General features: G+C 61.0%; 1 protein-coding gene. It reads right to left on the bottom strand.

Translation table 11 applies throughout. The annotated features are described in order from the left end of the window. Positions 1-523 (bottom strand): integrase core domain-containing protein (locus ACFORG_RS23685; protein WP_386738091.1); only part of this gene is annotated, 523 nt, incomplete at both ends.

Here is a 523-nt window from a genome sequence, read left to right as displayed (position 1 = left end):
ACGATGACGGGCTGGTGACGCCATCGGGATAATGCATGGCAATCGGGACGTTGTATCCGATTGCGCTGTGGGGTCTGTCCTCATTGTAGTGCCGACGCCAATCCTCCAGCTTTTCGCGGGCATCTGCAAGGCTCATGAACCAGTGCGCGTTCAGGCATTCCGCCCGGAGCTTGCTGTTAAACGCCCCAATGAAGCCATTGTCCGTGGGCTTTCCAGGCCGTGAGAAGTCGAGGGTAACGTCGTTGGCATAGGCCCAGAGATCGAGGTCCCGCGAGATGAACTCGCTGCCGTTATCGACTCTGATCGTCTTGGGGTAGCCGATCTGCCCGCAGACCCGTTCGAGCGTCTGCACAACATCTTCGCCCCGATAGGTGAAGCGCGGGTCGGCCGCAGGGCAGAGCCGGGAATGCGTGTCGACAACGGTCAGGATGCGCAACCTCCTACCCAGGGCGAGCTGGTCGTGAACGAAGTCCCTTCCGGCAGATTGCGCTTGCGCAATCGCCTTTCGGGCACGGCATCGCCC

This window comes from Lutimaribacter marinistellae (assembly GCF_042648365.1).
GTDB classification, from domain to species: Bacteria; Pseudomonadota; Alphaproteobacteria; order Rhodobacterales; family Rhodobacteraceae; genus Lutimaribacter_A; species Lutimaribacter_A marinistellae.
This window is presented reverse-complemented; position numbering and strand designations above follow the sequence as displayed.